At 71.2% G+C, this 19,634-nt stretch carries 21 protein-coding genes; 8 read left to right on the forward strand and 13 right to left on the reverse strand.

Annotation, left to right across the window (positions count from 1 at the left end):
• Window positions 1–114 precede the first annotated feature (114 nt).
• The 5 genes from ABD374_RS18960 (at window position 115) to ABD374_RS18980 (ending at window position 4,202) form a co-directional block, all read left to right on the forward strand.
• Entirely contained in the window at window positions 115–1,092 is a 978-nt protein-coding gene (locus ABD374_RS18960) for a ribose-phosphate diphosphokinase (protein ID WP_344496730.1), read from the forward strand.
• A gap of 194 nt (window positions 1,093–1,286) precedes the next feature.
• Window positions 1,287–1,868 carry a 50S ribosomal protein L25/general stress protein Ctc gene (locus ABD374_RS18965; protein ID WP_344496732.1) on the forward strand — a complete coding sequence of 194 codons (582 nt, stop codon included), beginning with the start codon at window positions 1,287–1,289 and terminating at the stop codon, window positions 1,866–1,868.
• Window positions 1,869–1,967: 99 nt separating this feature from the next.
• Window positions 1,968–2,558 (forward strand): aminoacyl-tRNA hydrolase, encoded by a 591-nt coding sequence (pth, locus tag ABD374_RS18970; protein ID WP_344496734.1) that lies wholly within the window; start codon window positions 1,968–1,970, stop codon window positions 2,556–2,558.
• Between the two features lie 68 nt (window positions 2,559–2,626).
• Window positions 2,627–3,094, forward strand: a complete 468-nt coding sequence (locus ABD374_RS18975; protein WP_344496736.1) for a hypothetical protein — start codon at window positions 2,627–2,629, stop codon at window positions 3,092–3,094.
• A gap of 280 nt (window positions 3,095–3,374) precedes the next feature.
• The gene (locus ABD374_RS18980) at window positions 3,375–4,202 is read left to right on the forward strand and encodes an LPXTG cell wall anchor domain-containing protein (protein ID WP_344496738.1); all 828 of its coding nucleotides are present in this window, start codon (window positions 3,375–3,377) and stop codon (window positions 4,200–4,202) included.
• An 88-nt stretch (window positions 4,203–4,290) separates the two neighbouring features.
• Here ABD374_RS18980 and ppc read toward each other — a convergent pair whose 3' ends face one another.
• The gene (gene ppc, locus ABD374_RS18985; protein WP_344496740.1) at window positions 4,291–7,017 is read right to left on the reverse strand and encodes a phosphoenolpyruvate carboxylase; all 2,727 of its coding nucleotides are present in this window, start codon (window positions 7,015–7,017) and stop codon (window positions 4,291–4,293) included.
• Window positions 7,018–7,219: 202 nt separating this feature from the next.
• Between ppc and ABD374_RS18990 the strand changes: the two genes are divergently transcribed.
• Window positions 7,220–8,203, forward strand: a complete 984-nt coding sequence (locus ABD374_RS18990) for an acyl-CoA desaturase (RefSeq protein ID WP_344496742.1) — start codon at window positions 7,220–7,222, stop codon at window positions 8,201–8,203.
• A complete protein-coding gene (locus ABD374_RS18995; RefSeq protein ID WP_037647586.1) occupies window positions 8,200–8,889 on the forward strand; it encodes a TetR/AcrR family transcriptional regulator in 690 nt (229 codons plus the stop codon). Before ABD374_RS18990 ends, ABD374_RS18995 begins: the two co-directional genes overlap by 4 nt.
• A 77-nt stretch (window positions 8,890–8,966) precedes the next feature.
• Here ABD374_RS18995 and ABD374_RS19000 read toward each other — a convergent pair whose 3' ends face one another.
• The 8 genes from ABD374_RS19000 to ABD374_RS19035 form a co-directional block, all read right to left on the reverse strand.
• A complete protein-coding gene (locus ABD374_RS19000) occupies window positions 8,967–9,188 on the reverse strand; it encodes a DUF397 domain-containing protein (RefSeq protein ID WP_344496746.1) in 222 nt (73 codons plus the stop codon).
• Window positions 9,185–9,703 (reverse strand): DUF5753 domain-containing protein, encoded by a 519-nt coding sequence (locus ABD374_RS19005; RefSeq protein ID WP_344496748.1) that lies wholly within the window; start codon window positions 9,701–9,703, stop codon window positions 9,185–9,187. The genes ABD374_RS19000 and ABD374_RS19005 overlap by 4 nt, the downstream gene beginning before the upstream one ends.
• Window positions 9,704–9,897: 194 nt before the next feature.
• The gene (locus tag ABD374_RS19010; protein WP_344496749.1) at window positions 9,898–10,959 is read right to left on the reverse strand and encodes a serine hydrolase domain-containing protein; all 1,062 of its coding nucleotides are present in this window, start codon (window positions 10,957–10,959) and stop codon (window positions 9,898–9,900) included.
• Window positions 10,956–11,885, reverse strand: coding sequence for a DUF6895 family protein (locus ABD374_RS19015; RefSeq protein WP_344496750.1), 930 nt, complete (start codon window positions 11,883–11,885; stop codon window positions 10,956–10,958). The genes ABD374_RS19010 and ABD374_RS19015 overlap by 4 nt, the downstream gene beginning before the upstream one ends.
• On the reverse strand, window positions 11,882–12,865 hold the full coding sequence (locus tag ABD374_RS19020; RefSeq protein WP_344496751.1) for a DUF6895 family protein: 984 nt from the start codon (window positions 12,863–12,865) through the stop codon (window positions 11,882–11,884). Before ABD374_RS19020 ends, ABD374_RS19015 begins: the two co-directional genes overlap by 4 nt.
• Complete coding sequence (locus tag ABD374_RS19025) at window positions 12,862–13,524, reverse strand: hypothetical protein (protein WP_425577280.1); 663 nt, start codon at window positions 13,522–13,524, stop codon at window positions 12,862–12,864. Before ABD374_RS19025 ends, ABD374_RS19020 begins: the two co-directional genes overlap by 4 nt.
• A gap of 53 nt (window positions 13,525–13,577) precedes the next feature.
• Window positions 13,578–13,763 carry a hypothetical protein gene (locus ABD374_RS19030; protein ID WP_425577266.1) on the reverse strand — a complete coding sequence of 62 codons (186 nt, stop codon included), beginning with the start codon at window positions 13,761–13,763 and terminating at the stop codon, window positions 13,578–13,580.
• A gap of 81 nt (window positions 13,764–13,844) precedes the next feature.
• Window positions 13,845–14,669, reverse strand: a complete 825-nt coding sequence (locus tag ABD374_RS19035; protein ID WP_344496753.1) for a trans-aconitate 2-methyltransferase — start codon at window positions 14,667–14,669, stop codon at window positions 13,845–13,847.
• A gap of 88 nt (window positions 14,670–14,757) precedes the next feature.
• Between ABD374_RS19035 and tamR the strand changes: the two genes are divergently transcribed.
• Window positions 14,758–15,255 (forward strand): MarR family transcriptional regulator TamR, encoded by a 498-nt coding sequence (tamR, locus tag ABD374_RS19040; RefSeq protein WP_344496754.1) that lies wholly within the window; start codon window positions 14,758–14,760, stop codon window positions 15,253–15,255.
• Here the strand turns inward: tamR and ABD374_RS19045 are convergent.
• From ABD374_RS19045 to galT, 4 genes are all read right to left on the reverse strand, one after another.
• Window positions 15,214–15,981: a LuxR C-terminal-related transcriptional regulator gene (locus ABD374_RS19045; RefSeq protein ID WP_344496755.1), complete on the reverse strand. Its 768-nt coding sequence runs from the start codon at window positions 15,979–15,981 to the stop codon at window positions 15,214–15,216. The genes tamR and ABD374_RS19045 overlap by 42 nt on opposite strands.
• 330 nt (window positions 15,982–16,311) lie before the next feature.
• Window positions 16,312–17,514: a galactokinase gene (gene galK, locus ABD374_RS19050; protein ID WP_344496756.1), complete on the reverse strand. Its 1,203-nt coding sequence runs from the start codon at window positions 17,512–17,514 to the stop codon at window positions 16,312–16,314.
• Complete coding sequence (galE, locus tag ABD374_RS19055) at window positions 17,511–18,479, reverse strand: UDP-glucose 4-epimerase GalE (RefSeq protein WP_344496757.1); 969 nt, start codon at window positions 18,477–18,479, stop codon at window positions 17,511–17,513. Before galE ends, galK begins: the two co-directional genes overlap by 4 nt.
• Window positions 18,476–19,546, reverse strand: a complete 1,071-nt coding sequence (gene galT / locus ABD374_RS19060) for a galactose-1-phosphate uridylyltransferase (RefSeq protein WP_344496758.1) — start codon at window positions 19,544–19,546, stop codon at window positions 18,476–18,478. The genes galE and galT overlap by 4 nt, the downstream gene beginning before the upstream one ends.
• Window positions 19,547–19,634: the final 88 nt, after the last annotated feature.

The following is a 19,634-nucleotide window of genomic DNA, read 5'->3' on the forward strand; positions in this document are numbered from 1 at the left end:
CAGGTGCGTCCTTCACGGCGTACCGTGATAGGTGCACACAATTCGGCTGGCTCGCATGCGATTCAAAGGCGTGTGGGCGCAGCAGCAATGATTCACGTCCGAGGAGACAGTGCTGTGACCGGGATCAAGACGACCAGCGAGAAGAAGCTGATGCTCTTCTCCGGCCGCGCCCACCCCGAGCTGGCCGAGGAGGTCGCGCACCAGCTGGGCGTCGACCTCGTGCCGACGAAGGCTTTCGACTTCGCCAATGGTGAGATCTACGTCCGCTACCAGCAGTCGGCGCGCGGTGCCGACTGCTTCCTGATCCAGAGCCACACGGCTCCGATCAACAAGTGGATCATGGAACAGCTGATCATGCTGGACGCTCTGAAGCGGGCTTCCGCGCGGAGCATCACCGTGGTCGTGCCGTCCTACGGCTACGCCCGCCAGGACAAGAAGCACCGCGGTCGCGAGCCGATCTCGGCCCGTCTGATCGCCGACCTGATGAAGACGGCGGGTGCGGACCGCATCGTCACGGTCGATCTGCACACCGACCAGATCCAGGGCTTCTTCGACGGCCCGGTCGACCACCTGTTCGCGCTGCCGGTCCTCGCGGACTACGTGGGCGCGAAGGTCGACCGTTCGAAGCTGACGATCGTGTCGCCCGACGCCGGCCGGGTGCGGGTCGCCGACCGCTGGTGCGACCGCCTGGACGCGCCGCTGGCGATCGTCCACAAGCGCCGCGACAAGGACGTCGCCAACCAGGTGACGGTCCACGAGGTCGTGGGTGACGTCGAGGGCCGCATCTGCGTCCTGGTCGACGACATGATCGACACGGGTGGCACGATCTGCGCCGCCGCGGAGGCGCTGTTCGAGAACGGCGCGGAGGACGTCATCGTGACGGCCACGCACGGCATCCTGTCGGGTCCCGCCGCCGACCGTCTGAAGAACTCCAAGGTGAGCGAGTTCGTGTTCACAGACACGCTGCCGACGCCGGGCGAACTGGAGCTGGACAAGATCACGGTGCTTTCGATCGCGCCGACGATCGCGCGCGCGGTGCGCGAGGTCTTCGAGGACGGGTCGGTCACGAGCCTCTTCGAGGAGCAGGCGTGACCGTCCGGCCGCGAGGCTGATCCGAAGATCGATTTCTGGTGCGGCCTCCCCGCCGGGTAGACTCCCCGAGTTGCTCGGCGAGGGAGGCCGTACTCATGGGGTACGGCGGATCCGTTATCGACGCGCTCTTCGTAGCAGGCCGTTTCGTGGCCGGGTGACCCTTCCGTTTTTCGTCACCCACGAGGAGTGCAGCCATGGCCGAGATCAAGCTCGCCGCCGAAGTACGTACCGAGTTCGGCAAGGGTGCTGCCCGTCAGACCCGTCGTGCCAACAAGGTTCCCGGCGTCATCTACGGCCACGGCGCCGACCCGGTCCACGTCACCCTGCCGGGCCACGAGCTCATGATGGCGCTCAAGACCAGCAACGCGCTGCTGCGCCTCGACGTCGACGGCAAGTCCGAGCTGGTCATCCCGAAGGCCGTCCAGCGTGACGCCATCAAGCGCACCATCACCCACGTCGACCTGCTCGCGGTCAAGCTGGGCGAGAAGGTCACGGTCGAGGTCGCCGTCCACACCGAGGGCGAGCTGGCCCCGGGCGGCAACCTGCTCGAGAACGTGCTGAACACGCTGTCGGTCGAGACCGAGGCCACGCACATCCCCGAGTCCGTCACGGTCTCCATCGCGGGCCTCGAGGCCGGTGCCACGATCCACGCCAAGGACGTTCCGCTGCCCGAGGGCACCACCCTGGAGACCGACCCGGACGCGATCGTCATCCAGGTCCTGGCCCCGCAGGCCGAGGAGGCGCCCGCCGAGGGTGCCGAGAGCTCCGAGGCCTGAGCCTCGCTGTTCGCCGTCCAGCCGCAGTCCCGCGCCTCTGTGCGCGGGACGGCGGCTGGCGTATGAGGGTGTACGAGGGCGTATGAAGGAGACATGCAGATGACGGACGCAGCCGATCCCTGGCTGATCGTGGGTCTGGGCAATCCGGGTCCCGACTACGCGGCCAACCGGCACAACGTCGGCTTCATGGTCGTCGACCTGCTCGCCGAGCGGATGCGGGCGAAGTTCAAGGCGCACAAGGCGCGGGCCCAGGTCGTCGAGGGCCGCATGGGTGCGCCGGGACCGGCCGACCGCCGTGTGGTGCTGGCCAAGCCGCTGTCGTACATGAACCTGTCCGGCGGCCCGGTCACGGCGTTGCGCGACTTCTACAAGGTGCCGACGGCGCACATCGTCGCGATCCATGACGAGCTGGACATCGACTACGGCATGCTGCGCGTGAAGCTGGGCGGTGGCGACAACGGCCACAACGGTCTCAAGTCGATGACCAAGTCGATGGGCCCCGACTACCACCGGGTGCGCTTCGGCATCGGCCGGCCGCCGGGACGCATGCAGGTGGCCGACTTCGTGCTGAAGGACTTCTCCTCGACGGAGCGCAAGGAGCTGGGGTACTTCGTGGACCGGGCGGCGGACGCGGTGGAGTGCCTGGTCACCGAGGGCCTGGAGCGTGTGCGGAGTACGTACAACTCCTGAGGACAACCTCCGAGGATCATGGGGCAGAGGTTGACCGAGCGTGGCTGTATGGCCAAGGATCGCGCTCCATGGCCTCGAAGCGGATCCACGCCCTTCTGTACGTCCGGCGGGCGGCGACGGCCGGCATCGTGCTGCTGCTGCTCGTCGCCGGTGTCCGCTCCTCCTGGGAGACGGCCCAGCACGCCATGCTGGCGAAGGGGCGCGAGCACGGCACGCTGACGGTCGTCGGCTGCGGCGCCGAGACCTGTACGGGGGCGTACGTCCCCGAGGGCCCCGCGCCCCGCCACTCGCGCGTGACCATCGCCAGGTCGGTCGCGGTGGAGAAGGGCGCTGCCCTGCCGGTCGTCCTGAAGCCCGGCACGTCCGAAGCGGTACGCGCCGAAGCCCCCGGCATCCTCCACGCCTGGACCCCGCTGGGCGGCGCCCTGCTGCTCGCGGGCCTGGTCATCGGCGGCGGCCTGCGGCTGACCCGCGTCGCGTGGGGAGCGGGGACGGCCGGCGGGGCACTGCTGCTCGCGTCGTTCTTCGCGCTCTGAGCCGGGCCCGGGGCCGTTCCCGAGCCCGTCCCTGGGCCGTTTCCAGGCCCGCCCCTGGGTCGTTCCCGAGCCGTGCGGCCCCGTTCCGGAACGGCGTACGCCTGATCGTTATCCGAGACCTTTGGGTCAAGTCACGGCGCATGGGACGAATGGGCCAAGATCGTCCTTGACTGGGCGCGGAGGCCGCAGGAGGCTGAGCCGCCCCCCACGGCACCCACTTCTCTCACGTTGGACTGCCCCTATGCGCACCCTCATTCCTTCCGGCGCTCTGGTGACGGCTGTGACCGCCTCCTTGCTCCTGGCACCTTCCGCCCACGCCACGCCCAAGGGCGACAACGGCACGGTGAAGATCCACGACAGCACGACCGGCGAGGAGCTTCGCAAGAACGAGCCCAAGGTCTGCTCCTTCTACCTCGACGCCTTCGGCTTCGACGCGGCCCAGAAGGTCGACTGGCACATCGAGGCCTGGGCGAACAACACCGCCCCCAAGGGCGAGACCGTCAAGTCCGGTTCGCTGACGCTCGACGGCTCCGGCCACGAGCGCACCGAGGACATGGTCCTGCCGGACGGCCAGTACAAGCTGTTCTGGAACTTCGAGGGCGAGAACGGCAAGGCCAAGCACAAGGTCTTCAAGACCGACTGCGCGACCGAGGACAAGCCGGGCGAAGGCAAGCCGGAGAAGCCCGGTAAGCCCGACGAGAAGCCGGGCGAGGAGCCGGGCGAGGAGCCGGGCGGCAAGCCCGGTGACGAGCCCGGTGACAAGCCCGGCGACGAGCCGGGCAGCAAGCCCGGCGACGAGCCGGGCAGCAAGCCCGGTGACGAGCCGGGCAGCAAGCCCGGCGACAAGCCCGGCGACGAGCCCGCCGAGGAGCCGTCCGCCGAGCCCACCCCGGCCGGCGACGGCGAGCAGCCGGACAGCAGCGCCTCTCCGGCGGCGCCCGCCCCGGCGTCCCCGGCCCCGTCCGGCCAGGGCGATGCCTCCGGTGACCTCGCCGAGACCGGTTCGGGCGCGCCCGTCGGCGCTCTCGCCGCCGCCGCCGCGGCCCTGGTCGCCGCCGGCGGCTACCTGGTGATGCGCCGCCGCAAGGCCCAGGCGCAGGCCCAGTAGCACTGGCGCCGGCGCTGACCGGCACGAGAAAGGCGGTGGTCCTCCCGGACCACCGCCTTTCTCGTGCGTCTCGTACGTCCCGCCGGGGTCAGCCCGTGTTGCGCAGGCCCGCCGCGACGCCGTTGACCGTGAGCAGCAGCGCCCGCGACAGCAGCGGATCGGGCTCCTCGCCCCGCTCGGCCGCCGCGCGCTGGCGGGCCAGCAGCGAGACCTGGAGGTAGGAGATCGGATCCAGGTAGGCGTCGCGGATGGCGAACGTCTGGTGGAGCACCGGGTTGGAGCCGAGCAGCTGCTCCTCGCCCGTGATCCGCAGGACCTCCGCCACCGTGAGCTCGTGCTCGGCGCGGATCGTCTCGAAGACGTGCTTCAGGTTGTCCGGGACGAGCGTGTCGACGTAGTGCTGGGCGATGCGCAGGTCGGTCTTCGCCAGCGTCATCTCGACGTTGGAGAGAAAGTTCCGGAAGAAGTGCCAGTTCTCCTGCATCTCCTCCAGGACCGTGTCCAGGCCCGTCTCGCGCAGCGCCTTCAGGCCGGACCCGACGCCGTACCAGCCGGGCACGATCTGCCGTGACTGCGTCCAGCCGAAGACCCACGGAATGGCGCGCAGGCCGTCGAGGCCCGCCCCGCTGTCCGGGCGGCGCGAGGGGCGCGAGCCCAGGTGCAGGTCCGCGAGCTGGTCCACCGGTGTCGCGGCGAAGAAGTACGCCGGCAGGTCCGGGTCCTCGACGAGCTTGCGGTACGCCGTGTGGGCGGCCTCGGAGACCGTGTCCATCGCCGCGTCCCAGCGGGCGAGCGCCTCGTCGGACTGGCGGGGCGCGGTGTGCAGCGCGGACGCCTGGAGCGTGGCGGCGACCGTCAGCTCCAGGTTCTCCCGGGCCAGGGACGGCACCAGGTACTTGTCGGAGATGACCTCGCCCTGCTCGGTCACCTTGATCTCGCCCTCCAGCGTTCCCCACGGCTGCGCGAGGATCGCGTCGTGCGAGGGGCCGCCGCCGCGGCCGACGGTGCCGCCGCGGCCGTGGAAGAGGCGCAGGCGCACGCCGTACCGGTGGGCGACGTCGCGCAGGCGGCGCTGGGCGCGGTGGATCTCCCACTGCGAGGTCGTGATGCCGCCGAACTTCGACGAGTCGGAGTACCCGAGCATGACTTCCTGCACGTCGCCGCGCAGGGACACGAGCCGGCGGTACGAGGGGTCCGCGAGCATCTCGTCGAGGATCACGTCGGCCGCGCGCAGCTCGTCCGTGGTCTCCAGGAGCGGCACGATGCCGATCTTCGCCCAGCCCGAGTGCAGGTCGATCAGACCCGCCTCGCGGGCCAGTACCGCGGCGGCGAAGACGTCGTCGGCGCCCTGGCACATCGAGATGATGTACGACTCGATGACCTCGGGCCCGAACCGCTCCAGGGCTTCCCTGACCGTGGTGAACACGCCGAGGGTCTTCTCCCCGGCGGCGTCCAGCGGCGCGGGCGTCGGGGCCAGCGGGCGCCTCGACCTGAGCTCCTTCGCGAGGAGCTTCTGACGGTAGTCGCGCGGCATGTCGGCGTACCGCCAGGACTCCTCGCCGAGCCGGTCGAAGAGCTGCCCGAGGGCGTGGTGGTGCGCGTCGGCGTGCTCGCGCACGTCCATGGTGGCGAGCTGGAGCCCGAACGCGGCGAGGGTGCGGATCGTGCGGTCCATGCGGCCGTCGGCGAAGAGGCCGCCGCGGTGCTCGCGCAGCGACGTCTGGATGAGCGCGAGGTCGGCGATCAGCTCGCCGGTGCCGAGGTAGTCGATGCCGGGCCGGTGCGGGCTGCCCTCGGCGAGGCGCTCGCGCGTGTTGAGGAGCTTCTGCCGGATGCAGGTGGCCTTGAGCCGGTAGGGCTCCTCGGCGTTCAGGCGCTTGTAGCGGGGGCTGATGGGCAGCCGCGCCAGGTCGGCCTGGAGGGAGGTCAGCAGCTCCTCGGTGACGCCGGTGTGGCGGATGGAGTTCGACAGCTGGCCGCGCAGCTCGTCGACGAGCGCCAGGGCGTCGTTGATGCCGTGCTCGTGCTGGAGGATCAGCACGTCCCAGGTGACGGCCGGCGTCACGTTCGGGTTGCCGTCGCGGTCGCCGCCGATCCAGGTGCCGAAGGTCAGCGGCCTGGTCTCCGCGGGCAGCTCGATGCCGACGCGTCCCAGTTCGGCGGCGAGGTCCTCCAGGACGTCGCCCACCGCTCCGACGTGCAGCTCGTCGAGGTAGTAGATGGCGTTGCGCGCCTCGTCGGCGGGCTCGGGGCGTACGACGCGGAGCTCGTCCGTCTGCCAGATGAGGTCGATCGACTCGGCCAGACGGAGGTCGTGGCGGCGCCGGTCGGAGGCGATGACGGGGGTTTCGAGGAGCTCGGCGACGCGGCGCAGCTTGTTCAGTACGGACCGGCGCGCCGCCTCGGTCGGGTGCGCCGTGAAGACGGGCCTGACGTTGAGGTTCCTGACGGTGTGGCGCAGGTGCTCGGGGTCGGCGTCCTTGAGCCGGTCCGCCGTACGGGCGAGGAGCCCGCCCTCCTCGGCGCGCTTGGCGCGCATCTCGCGGCCGCGGTGCACCTGCTCGGTGACGTTGGCAAGATGGAAGTAGATGGAGAAGGCGCGCACCAGCCGGGCGGCGGTCTCCAGGTCGGTGTCGCCGAGCAGCTCGGCGGCGGCTTCGCCGTCGGTGCGCGTCAGGGCGCGCACCCGCTCGACCAACTCGAGAAGTTCGGGACCTTCCTGCCGTACGAGCGTCTCGCCCAGCAGGTCGCCGAGGCGGCGAATGTCGGCGCGCAGCTCCGCGCTGGTGGTGGAGTTCTGGTCGGCACTGCTCACAGGTGCGGCTCCTTGCAGTGTTTCAGCACGTCTGGAGGTTTTGTGGACCACGCTGTCCGACGAGGCCCAGGATATGCGGCGCGGTTGAACCTGTGCTCCTCGGCCTCTTGCCGCGAGATAAAGCGCTGCCATACTTACGATGCCGTAGGTTACGCATCCGTAGCCAACGCATCAGTCACTTCCCTCACCCCCAGGGGACTCCATGACCACACGTTCCGACGTGCTCGAAGACGCCAGCGGAGCGACGGCCGGCACCTCGGCCCCCTCCGCCACGCGCGGTGGGGAGTCCAAGCGCTCCATCGAGCAGCTCGCACTTCTCCTCTTCATCACCGTTCCCTTCGTCGCCCTCCTGGCGGCCGTGCCGCTCGCGTGGGGATGGGGTGTGAGCTGGCTCGACCTGGGCCTGCTGGTCTTCATGTACTACCTGGGCTGCCACGGCATCACCATCGGTTTCCACCGTTACTTCACCCATGGTTCCTTCAAGGCGAAGCGTCCGCTGCGCATCGCCCTGGCGGTCATGGGCTCCATGGCGGTGGAGGGTCCCCTGGTCCGGTGGGTGGCCGACCACCGCAAGCACCACAAGTTCTCGGACGCCGAGGGCGACCCCCACTCCCCCTGGCGTTTCGGCGAGACCCTGCCCGCCCTGATGAAGGGCCTGTGGTGGGCGCACATCGGGTGGATGTTCGACGAGGAGCAGACGCCGCAGGACAAGTACGCACCGGACCTGATCAAGGACCCGGCGATCCGCCGCATCTCCCGCGACTTCGTCTACTGGACGATCCTGTCCCTGGCCGTCCCCCCGCTGGTGGGCGGTCTGGTCACGATGTCGTGGTGGGGCGCGTTCACGGCGTTCTTCTGGGGCTCGCTGGTCCGCGTCGCCCTCCTGCACCACGTCACCTGGTCGATCAACTCCATCTGCCACGCGGTGGGCAAGCGCCCCTTCAAGTCGCGTGACAGGTCCGGCAACGTCTGGTGGCTGGCCGTGCTGTCCTGCGGCGAGTCCTGGCACAACCTGCACCACGCCGATCCGACATCGGCCCGGCACGGTGTGATGAGGGGACAGGTGGACTCCAGCGCCCGCCTGATCCGCTGGTTCGAGCAGGCCGGCTGGGCGTACGACGTCCGGTGGCCGAGCGCGGACCGTATCGACTCCCGACGCAGGACCGGGCCCTCCGAAGCGGCATGATGGGTGACGTGGCGATCGACGGCAGCAGTACGAACAGCGAGAAGAGCAGGCCCACTCCGAGCCGGCGTGCCCGCCGCGTCCGCATGACCGGCAAGGAGCGCCGCGAACAGCTGCTGGACATCGGTCGCACCCTCTTCGCCGAGAAGGGGTTCGAGGGCACGTCGGTGGAGGAGATCGCGGCGAAGGCGGGCGTCTCCAAGCCGGTGGTGTACGAGCACTTCGGCGGCAAGGAGGGCCTGTACGCCGTGGTGGTCGACCGGGAGATGAGCCGCCTGCTCGACATGGTCACCGGCGCGCTGACGGCGGGCCACCCGCGCGAGCTCCTCGAACAGGCCGCGTTCGCCCTGCTCGACTACATCGAGACGTACACGGACGGTTTCCGCATCCTGGTCCGGGACTCGCCGGTGGCCCAGTCCACGGGCTCGTTCGCCTCCCTGATCAGCGACATCGCCACCCAGGTGGAGGACATCCTGGGCCTGGAGTTCAAGGCCCGCGGCTTCGACCCCAAGCTGGCCCCGCTGTACGCCCAGGCCCTGGTCGGCATGGTGGCGCTGACGGGCCAGTGGTGGCTGGACGTCCGCAAGCCGAAGAAGGCGGAGGTCGCGGCGCACCTGGTGAACCTGTGCTGGCACGGCCTGGAGAACCTGGAGGCGAAGCCCCGCCTGATAGGCCACCGCAAGAGCTGACGCCGCAGCCGGGTGAGCGGGCCGCCCCTCTGTCAGGGGCGGCCCGCTCACGTGGTCCGTCTCCGGAGGCGTTCGCGTCAGACGGTACGGTCCGGCCCGTCGCCCTTGACCCCGCCGAGGAACGCGGCGAAGGCGGCGGCGGTGACGGCGAGCACGGTGCCTTGCGTTGCCTTGGAGTCACGGACTCCGACCCACGACCGAGCATGCGCGATCTCGACGCACTCGTTGTCGGCCGCGCTGTAGCTGCTCTTGAACCAGCCCGCAGCCGCGAGCTGAGCGGCGGTTGGTGCTTTGTTCATCGAGGGAGCTCCTGTCGTGCTGCGGCCAGCAGGTCGAGGCTGACCGAGGTATCGGCTGCTTGGGATCGCAGGTAATCAAACATGAGTTTGTAGCTCTGTACTTCGCTGGGGGCATCGAGGTAGAGGCCGCGTTTGTGGAGTTCGAGGTAGACCACGTTCATGCTGTTGAGCGGGTCCCCTTCGTCATCCCGGCCGAGGATCACGAAGTGACCTCCGGACCCTGCGGCATGGGCGCCCGCAGCGAACTGGAGCACCTGGACGTCCACGTTGGGGCGCTGGGCCATGGTGCGCAAGTGCTCGATCTGCTCGGCCATCACGTCATTACCGCCGACGGGCCGTCGAAGTACAGCGTCATCGAGCACCACCCACAGATGGAGTGCGGGTGAGCGCTCCAAGATGGCCTGCCTTTTGATTCGGGCATCGACCTTGTCCTCGATCACGCCTGCTTCCGCGCGTACATCCTGCGCCTGATGGAGCGCGAGCGCATAGCTCGGCGTCTGCAACAGCCCAGGCACCAGGGCGTTGGCATAAACACGAACTCGACCCTCTGTCCAAGGCGTACGCCGTGTCCGGCATCCACCACGACCGGGTCACGACCGGTGTCCCGTACACGATCGACATCGACATCACGCTGGACGCCCTCCATCAGCTCTGACCCCGCCACCGCGGGCGAGCGCGGAGGCGGGGCTGTGACGGGCTGGGCGTGCGCTCAGGGCGCGGGGTCGGCGGCAAGGGCGTACAGCAGCTCGTAGGCGGTGTGCACCAGGCGGGATCTGCGGCCCGAGCGGGTGACGAGGGCGGCGACGCCGGTCGCGGAGGCCGGGTGGAAGCCGAGGAACGCCTGCTGGCCGAAGGTCTCTCCGCTGTGGAAGAGCAGCGGCCCGCCGGGGGCCGGGTGGTGGTACCAGGTCAGTGTGTGGGTGTTGCGGTGGTGGAGGCCGCGGCGCAGCTGCGGGATCTGGACGTCGCCCAGGGGCAGGCGCAGGGGCAGGGGCGCTCGCTCGGGGTCGAGGTGCGCTTCGAGGTACGTGAGCAGGTCGGCGGAGGTGGAGCGGACGGCGCCGGCGGCGCGGAAGGGGCCCATGTCGACGCCGGGGACCGGGGTGGTGCCGTCCGCGCGGTGGCCGGTCGCGGTGGTCGCGGGGTCGCCGGGGCCGAGAGTGGTGCCGGTCAGGCCGAGGGGGTGCGTCACGTGGCGGGTGAGCAGGGTGGGGCAGTCGGTGCCGGCGGCATGGGCCATGGCGTGGCCGAGCAGCGCCACCCCGAAGTTGGAGTAGTGCCAGCGGGTGCCGGGGCGGTGGCGGGGCCGGGTGCGGGCGAAGGCGCGCAGGATGTGTTCGGTGTCGTACGTGGTGTAGCCGTCGACGTGCGGACGCAGCAGGGCACGGGGCCTCAGGCCACTGGGGATGCGGGGCAGTCCCGCGGTGTGGGTGGCCAGGTGGCGCAGGGTGATGCGGCGTGAGTCGGGGTGGCGCAGGGGCAGATGGGGCAGGTGGGCGGCGAGCGGGTCGTCGAGGTTCAGAACGCCGGAGCGCGCGAGGCGGGCGAGGAGCAGCACGGTGAAGGTCTTGGTGATCGAACCGAGTTCGTAGCGCAACGCGTGACGCGGCACGGCCGGGGCGGGTCCGGTGCCGCCGGTGACGGTGGTCCGCCGGCCCCGGCGGGTGACGGCGAGCACGGCGTCCGGGCCGTCGATCGCGGTGAGCGCGTCCGCGAGGCGGACCGCGAGCGGGGTGACGGGCGTCCTGGCGGCGGGTGCGAGCGTGCTCATCGCGCGGTGGACATCGCACGGGAGACGGCCATCGCGGAGGCGAACGCGGCGACCATGGTGGGGTGGTGGACGATGTCGAAGACCTCCGCCGCGTCGCCGTCCGGCATGCCGTGGTGAAGGGGCATCGCCCCGCTGTCGCACTGCGCGGCGGCGTACCGCTCCCAGATCTCCGCGTCGAGTACGGGCCGCGGCAGGCACGTGTCGACGACGAGGAGTTCGCCGAGCAGGTCCCAGTGTTCGAGGTCCGCCCAGTCCTCGATCCAGGCGGGCAGGTACAGCGCGAGATAGGAGGCGATGTCCGGGGGGATGCCGTCCGGCTTCTCGCCCCAGTTGGTGAGGTGGAAGACGGTGTGGGTGATGTCGTACGCGATGTGGTACTGCACGGTCCACGGTTCGGGCAGCCGGCCCAGCCAGGTGCGGCTCAGGGCCCCGTCGAAGTCTTCGCTCGGCACCAGACCCGTCTGGCGCTCGGAGTTGATCACGCCGAGCCGCCGGTTGGGCAGCACCTCCACCGCCGACCAGGTGAGGGTGCGGCGGCCGGCCTCCACGGCCGACTCCAGCCCCGGGTGGCGGAAACCCAGTTCGTGGAAGGCCGAATAGATTTCCAGGGGCACGGGCGAGAACGGTTCTTCGTGCTGGAGGGCGGCCAGCACGTTGCCGCCGTCCAGCAGTTCCCGCCAGGCGAAGTCCAGCAGATGTCCGGCGCGGGTGTGCTGGCGCGAGCCGGCCACGCCCTCCCGGAAGAGCACCCGCATGTTGATCGCCAACTCCCCTATGGGCTTGAGCCGTTCGATGACCCCTTTGCCGGTGGCCCGGTCCTCAGGGGTCAGCCGGAAGTGCTCACGGTGGTTGTCGAGCCAGGTCAGAGCCCGGTCGCCGACGCCGTGCAGCAGCGCGGGAGAAGCGGCTGCGGTGGTGACGGTCATGGAGCCACCTCGTCTTCGTGGGTGTGCCGCCCGGCGGTCGCCGTCACGGCCTCGTCCGGCGCGGAGACCTTCTCGTCCAGGGCGATGCGGGCGAGGGTCCCGGCGAAGACGGTCACCAGAGTGGCGTGGTAGCAGGCCGCGAACGCCCCGGCACGGTCGCCCGCGGGCGGTGCGGCGCCCGCCGCGGGCACGCTGCCGTCCGGCACCTGCGCTTCGGCCAGCCGCTGCCAGGCCACCGGATCGTACGGAGCGGCGGGCAGGCAGGCCGTCACGGCCAGCAACTCCCCAGCGAGATCCCACAGCTGCTCATCGAGCCAGTTCTCCAGCCAGGCGGGGAGCCACAGTCGCAGGTAGTGGGCGAACGGCCGGGACAGCCTCCCGCGGGCGCGGCCCCAGTCGGTGAGGTGGAAGACGTCGTGGGTCAGGCCGTACGCCGCCTTGCGGTCCAGCGTCCACGGCTCCGGCAGCAGACCGAGATTGGTCAGTTCCAGTACGGCCCCGAAGTCGGCGTGGGGCGGCAGGCCGATCCGTCGCTCCGCGTTGAGGACACTGAGCGTACGGGTGTGATCCTCGCGCGCCACCCGCCAGCCGCGCAGCCGCGTCGTCGTTGCCAACAGCTCGTCCACGGCGCGGTCGCGCAGCCCGGCCTGCGCGAACACCCCGTAGATCTCCACCGGGTACGTGGCGTGCGGCTCTCCGCGGATCAGCTCGGTGAACAGTTTCCCGTCGCGGGTCTCGCTCCAGGCGAAAGCGAACAGCCCGTCCGCCACCGAGCGCAGGCCGGGGAGGGGATGCGACGTTTTGATCAGGTGCGTCAGTTCGGCCAGTTCCACGAGGGGCTTGAGGGTCAGATCGGGGTCGGCATCCGTCGTGACGTTCGGCGGCAGGCGGAAATACGGGCGCGCCTCGTCCAGCCACCCCAGGCCGTCGCCGACAATGCGGTCGAGCAGTGACGCCGGGGCGGCCGTGGCGCCGGTCACCCGCCCCGTCCGTAGAACTGCTGCGCGGCCATGAGGTGGAGCGCCACCCGGGCGTCGCCGCTGCTCATCTGCCGTACGAACGCCAGTCCGTTGTCCAGGCCCAGGGTCGGCGGCACGTGCGGCAGCCGGGCCAGCCAGCGGCCCAGGCCGGCGGCTTGGAGCCAGTCCCTGCGGCGTACCGCTCGGACGAAACCACGGGCCAGGTCGTCGGTGCGCGACGCCAGCCGGTCGGTCAGGTCCGTCGCGATCCCGGGGAGTGCGAGCGCGGCCAGCTGTGACGTGCGGTGGGAGAGCTTCGGCCAGGGGGCGTCGGTCACCCAGGCCGATCCGGCCCGCGGCGCCTGCGGCCAGCGGCCCGCGCCACCGGACAGGAAGGCGTGCGAAGCCTCGGCCAGTCCCCGGTAGCTCCACACCGACACCTCCGACGCGCCGGGTCCCGGCGGATACGCCGTCAATGCCTCCCGCACCACTGCCTCGTCGTCCGCACCACCCGGTGCTGCCCGGTGGTCCAGCGCGTACGGCGCGAGCACGTCGGCACCCAGCACCCGGATCGCGGCCGACGCCAGCGGGTCGCCCTGCCGCAGGATGCGGGAGAGCGCATAGGTGTCGCCCTCGCCCCGGAGGGCGAGGACGACTCCGCTCGCGGCATCGGCGATCACAGCGCTCAGCGGGACTGCTCCCGCTCCCGTCTGTTCAGCCAACGCATCCGCCATTAACGGGTTTCCTTCTTCGGACGGGGGGTGGGCGGCGACGACTTGAATCCGCCCAGAAGGGCGAGTCCACCTTGGCACTCACGCGTGTCGCGGAAGAAACCCTCGGGCTCGGCTGAGTCCAGCAACCCCTCGACCTCGGCGGTCAGAGCGGCCGTCTCGGTGTGGGAAGTGCGATCCATAATCATGGGATCATCTCCTTTTTGAGGCGGTACAACCAGGTTTGCACGGGCCCCAATTGTCCGCAAACGGGGAAAAGCAGTCGCAGGTCAGCGCGGGCGTCCCGCCTTCCGGGCGACGGCGAAGACGCGCCGGAACGGAAAGACCGTGCCGTGCGGGCCCGCCGGGTAGGCGGCGCGCAGGGCCTGGGCGTACTCCGCGACGAACGCCCCGCTCGCCCCGGGGTCGTCGGCGAGGGCGGTGAGGACCGGACGCAGGGCCGTGCCCTTCATCCAGTCCAGGACCGGGTCCTCGCCGTGGAGGATCTGAAGGTACGTCGTCTCCCACACGTCGGCCTCGCAGCCCAGCGCGACGAGACGGGTGAGGTAGGCCTCGGGTTCCAGGACCGCCGCCGCGCGGTCGCCCGCCCCGCCCAGGCGGGAGCGCCAGCGCGGTGATGCGCGCAGGGCCGCCAGGATCGTGTGGCTGGGGGCGGTGAAGTTGCCGGGGACCTGGAAGGCGAAGGTGCCGCCGGGGGTGAGGGCGTCCAGCCAGACCGGGAAGCGGTCGGCGTGGTCCGGGACCCACTGGAGGAGGGCGTTCGAGACGATCAGGTCGTACGTTCCGGTCCCGGGCTCCCAGGTGGCGGCGTCGGCGTGGACGAAGTCGAGGCGCGGCCCCGTATGCCGCCGGGCCCGCTCCAGCATCTGCGGGGAGTTGTCGTAACCCGTCACGCGGGCGGCGGGCCGACGGGCCGCCAGCAGCGCGGTGACGTCGCCCGCGCCGCAGCCGAGGTCGGCGATACGGCCGGTCCCGGCGCCGGGACCGGCATCGGGCCCGGGGCCGACGCGGGCGAGGAGGTCGAGGAAGGGCCGGGTGCGGTGGCCGGCGTGCCGGAGGTACTGGTCCGGGTCCCAGGTCGGTCGTACGGTCATGGCGGCAGCCTCACGGACCTTTTCTCTCGATGTCAAGATTCTCGACCCCAAGAGACTTCATGTCGACAGACCAACTACACTGATCGCCATGGAGGACGAGGTCGACCGACTGGTCGCTGCATGGCGCCGCGAGCGCCCCGACCTCGACGTGGAACCACTCGAGGTCCTCAGCCGTGTCTCCAGGCTGGCCCGCCACCTCGACCGCGCCCGCCGCACAGCCTTCTCCGAGCACCAGCTGGAGCCGTGGGAGTTCGACGTGCTGACGTCGCTGCGGCGCGCCGGCGACCCGTACCAGCTCTCGCCGGGCCAGCTGCTGACCCAGACCCTGGTCACCTCCGGCACCATGACCAACCGCATCGACCGGCTCGCCAAGAAGGGCCTCGTCGAACGGCTGCCCGATCCGAGCGACCGCCGCGGCGTACTGGTGCGGCTCACCGCGGAGGGGCGCGACCGGGCCGACCAGGCGCTCGCCGGCCTGCTCGCGCAGGAGCGGGCCATCCTCAGCGAGCTCTCGCGCGCGCAGCGCGGCGAACTGGCCGGCCTGCTACGCCAGTTGACCGCCCCGTTCGACAACATCCCCGGCTAGGTCCACCGGTCCGACCCCCGCCCGGCGCGCCAGCGCGACCGCGGCGAGCGTCGAGTGCACCCCCAGCTTCCCCAGCACGTTCTGCATGTGCGTGCGCACGGTGTGCGGGGAGAGGAAGAGACGTTCCGCCACCGCCTTGCGGCCCAGCCCGGCCACCATGCACCGCAGCACCTCGCGCTCGCGCGGCGTCAGCGACTCGACGAGCCGCTCGCTCTCGGTGCGGTGCTTGCGGGCGGCGGTCAACTCCCGCAGTACGCCCGTCAGGAGCGCGGCCGGCAGATGCGTCTCGTCGCGCAGTACGCCGCGGATGACGGCCAGCAGGCGTTGCAGCGAACAGTCCTTGGCGACCCAGCCCGAGGCCCCGGCCTGGAGGGCGAGGGCGGCGCGGTGCGGGTCGTCCTTCTCGGCGAGCACGACCGTACGGACGGACGGCCGGCCGGTACGGACGCCCGCCACCAGGGAGATGCCGTCCACCGGCGTGTCCTCGACCGGCTCCGGCACGCACACGGCGCGGGCCGTCACCGCGGTGGTGGCGCCGAGGTCGGCGTCGACGAGCATGACGTCGAACCCGTGGCCCTCCGCCGCCGCCCGCTCCAGGCAGCGCAGCGCGGCCGGGCCGCTGCCGGCCGCGGAGACGTCCACGTCGGGCTCGGCGGCGAGGGCCGCGGCGAGCGACTCGGCGAAGATGCGGTGGTCGTCCACCACCAGTACCCGGATACGAGCCACAGACGCCCCCATGCCGCGTTGGACCGAAGTGTCCCCCCTGGACCCCCGGGGGAGGCGGACCACATGCGGGTACGACGCCCGGGGAAGCGGACGGTCCGGACGCACGGCCGCCGCCGCGCGTCTGCCCCTGCCCGTCCCGGACGGCGTACCCGACTGTCTCGCCCCCTGATCAAGCACCGGCCCCCACCGGCGCTCTGTTTCAGCGTACGGCGGGGGACGGAAAGCCGGAGGCGATTCGCAGAACTGGCCGGCCGGGAGGGTTGAGGTGCGTCTCCCGTTCAGCAGGGAGACAGAAGGCAATGGAAGACGACAGGAAGCGCGGCGGCCGGCTCAGGCCACGCGGTGCGCCCCCCGGGACGGGACCGCCGGGAAGACCCGGGGCGGGGCGAACCCCCGCGCCGCGAAGGCCGCCTCGACGGACCGGGTGACCTCGTCCGCCGCCGACGACTCCACCAGGACTATCGCCGAGCCGCCGAACCCGCCCCCCGTCATCCGCGCCCCCAGCGCCCCCGCCGCGACCGCCGACTCCACGACCAGGTCCAGCTCGTCGCACGACACCCGCAGGTCCTCGCGGAGCGAGGCGTGGCCCTCCGTCAGCAGCGGCCCGACCGCCCGCACGTCACCCTCCGTCAGCAGCCGCGCGATTCGTACGACCCGGTGGTCGTCCGACACGATGTGCCGGACGTAGCGGCGTACCGTCTCGTCCTCCAGCCGCCCCAGCGCCTCGTCCAGGTCCGCGTACGGCACGTCCCGCAGGTGGCTCACCCCGAGCACCCGCGCGCCCTCCTCGCACCCCGCCCGCCGCGCGGCGTACGCGCCGTCGCCGAGGGCGTGCTTCACCCGGGTGTCGACGACCAGCAGCGACAGGCCGTGCGCGGCGAGGTCGAAGGGGACCTGCCGGATCGACAGCGAACGGCAGTCGAGGTGCAGCACGTGGCCCTCGACCGCGCACGCCGACGCCGTCTGGTCCATGATCCCGCAGGGCACGCCGACGAAGTCGTTCTCCGCGCGCTGCGCGATGCGCGCCAGCTCCGGGCGGCTGAGCCCGAGTGCGTACAGGTCGTCGAGGGCGAGCGCGGTGACGACCTCCAGCGCCGCCGACGAGGACAGGCCAGCGCCGGTGGGGACGCTCGACGTCAGGTGGAGGTCGGCGCCGGGCACCCGGTGCCCGGCCTCGCGCAGCGCCCACACCACGCCCGCCGGGTACGCCGCCCAGCCGCCGTCCGACAGCGGGGCCAGTTCGTCGACGCGGAGCTGGACGACACCGCCGTCGACGTCCGCCGAATGCAGGCGCAGTACGCCGTCGTCGCGGCGGGCGACCGCGGCGACCGCCGTGTGCGGCAGCGCGAGCGGCATCACGAAGCCGTCGTTGAAGTCGGTGTACTCGCCGATGAGGTTGACGCGGCCGGGGGCCGCCCAGACCCCGTCGGGCCCGGCGCCGTACAGCTCGGCGAAGGTCTCGGTGACGGCCTCGGTGACGGTGGCCGTGGGAGTGGCTCCGGTGGCGGTGGTCGTGGTGGCGGTGGCGGTCATACGTCCTGCTCCTCCCGGCGGGCGAACGCCCACGCGTCCGCGACGATGCCCGCGAGGTCCGCGCGGGACGGGATCCAGCCGAGCTTCTCGCGCGCCGCCTCGGCGGACGCGACGAGCACCGCCGGGTCACCGGCCCGGCGGGGCGCCATGACCTCGGGGACGGGGTGTCCCGTGACCTTGCGTACGGTCTCCACGACCTCGCGGACCGAGAAGCCGTTGCCGTTGCCGAGGTTGCAGATCAGGTGGGACCCCGGCTCGGCCGCGCCCAGCGCCAGCAGGTGCGCCTCGGCGAGGTCGGCGACGTGGATGTAGTCGCGGACGCAGGTGCCGTCGGGGGTCGGGTAGTCGTCGCCGTACACCGAGATCGCCTCGCGCCGGCCCTGCGCGACCTGGAGGACGAGCGGGATGAGGTGGGACTCCGGTTCGTGCCGCTCCCCGTACGCCCCGTAGGCGCCCGCGACGTTGAAGTAGCGCAGCGAGACCGCGGCCAGCCCGTGGGCGGCGCACTCGCCGCCGATCATGTGGTCGACGGCGAGCTTGGAGGCGCCGTACGGATTGGTCGGCGCGGTCGCCGCCGCCTCCGTGACGGGCGTGGAGACCGGCTCCCCGTACGTCGCCGCCGTCGAGGAGAAGACGAGCTTGCGCACGCCCGCGCCGCGCATCGCGGCGAGCAGCGCCGTCGTCCCGCCGACGTTGTTGGTCCAGTACTTCTCGGGGTCGACGACGGACTCGCCGACCTGCGAGAACGCGGCGAAGTGCAGGACGCCGTCGTAGGACGGGTCCAGCCAGCGCGCGGCGTCCTGGATGCGGCCCTCGATGAAGGCGGCGCCGTCCGGGACGCCCTCCCGGAAGCCGGTGGAGAGGTCGTCGAGGACGGTCACCTCGTGACCGGCTTCCAGAAGATGGGCCGCGACCACGCTGCCCACATATCCCGCACCACCCGTGACCAGGTACTTCTGCTTCACTCGCTCGCTACCTCTCGCAGTCGCGCTGCCGCGGCCTCCGGCGGCACATCGTTGATGAACACATTCATGCCGGATTCGGAACCCGCGAGAAACTTCAGCTTGCCCGAAGTACGTCGGATGGTGAAAAGCTCGAGGTGGAGCCCGAACTCGTGTCGGTCGAGCCCCTCCGCGCCGTCCACGTCGCCCACGTCGCCGAACGGCGCCTGGTGCCAGGCGGAGATGTACGGCGTCGGCGGCTCGCCGGGGCCGAAGATCCGGTCGAACCTGCGCAACAGTTCCAGATAGATCTGTGGGAACTCTGTGCGCGCGCCGTCGTCGAGCGCCCGCAGGTCGGGCACGCGCCGCTTCGGGTAGAGGTGCACCTCGTACGGCCAGTGCGCGGCGTACGGCACGAAGGCCACCCAGTGCTCGCCCTCCAGCACCACCCGGGTGCCCTCGGCGCGCTCGCGCGCCACGATGTCGTCGAAGAGGTTCCGGCCGGTCCGGGCCAGGTGCGCGGCCGTCGAGCGCAGCATCAGGGCCGTGCGCGGGGTGACGAAGGGGTAGGCGTAGATCTGGCCGTGCGGATGGCCGAGGGTGACGCCGATCTCCGCGCCCCGGTTCTCGAAGCAGAACACCTGCCGCACGTGCGGCAGCCCGGCCAGTTCCGCCGTCCGGTCGGTCCATGCCTCCAGGACGAGGCCGGCCTGTTCCCCGGTGAGGGCGGCGAAGGACGCGTCGTGGTCGGAGGTGAAGCAGACCACCTCGCAGCGTCCCGCGTCCCCGGCCAGTGAGGGGAAGCGGTTCTCGAAGACGGCCACGTCGTACTCGGCGGCCGGGATCTCGCTGTGCCGCCCGTCGCGCGACGGGCAGAGCGGGCATTCGTCGGCGGGCGGGTGGTAGGTGCGGCCCTGGCGGTGCGAGGCGACGGCGACGGAGTCCCCGAGCAGCGGGTCGCGGCGGACCTGCGAGGTGGTCGCGATCGGGTCGAGGGGCCGCTGATCGACGGCATCGCGCACGGCGTCGTCACGGGAGTCGTAGTAGAGCAGCTCCCGGCCGTCGGCCAGCCGGGTCGACGTCTTCTTCACACGCAGGCTCCTCATCACACCCACCGAACATAACCGAACACAACAAACCATGAGCGAACAGCGCAGTCAACAGTCCGCACCCGGCCCG

Origin of the sequence: Streptomyces enissocaesilis (genome assembly GCF_039533765.1) — a bacterium.
Classification (GTDB): domain Bacteria; phylum Actinomycetota; class Actinomycetes; order Streptomycetales; family Streptomycetaceae; genus Streptomyces; species Streptomyces enissocaesilis.